At 48.3% G+C, this 232-nt stretch carries 1 pseudogene; it reads left to right on the top strand.

The window, feature by feature from the left end:
- Nucleotides 1-232: pseudogene (locus ACTHS8_RS10955) on the top strand (iron-sulfur cluster assembly accessory protein); the annotation flags it as partial.

The raw sequence follows: 232 nt of genomic DNA, 5'->3' as shown, positions 1-232 counted from the left end.
CTTTGAAATGGCGCGTATCCGACAACGGCGGCGGTTGCTCCGGCTTCACTTATGGTTTGCCATTGGAAGAAATCAAAACCGACGACGATTTTGAAATCCAGAAAAACGGCCTGACGTTCTTGGTTGACCCTATGAGCTACCAATATCTGGTTGGTGCGGAAATCGACTAAACCGAAAGCCTGCAAGGTTATCAATTCGTCATCCTCAATCCGAATGCAGAGACAACTTGCGG

The sequence above is a fragment of the Neisseria sp. P0016.S008 genome (assembly GCF_051957775.1).
In the GTDB taxonomy this organism is placed as follows: domain Bacteria; phylum Pseudomonadota; class Gammaproteobacteria; order Burkholderiales; family Neisseriaceae; genus Neisseria; species Neisseria flavescens_B.
Note: the sequence above shows the minus strand (reverse complement) of the source record. Positions and strands in the feature narration are given on the sequence as shown.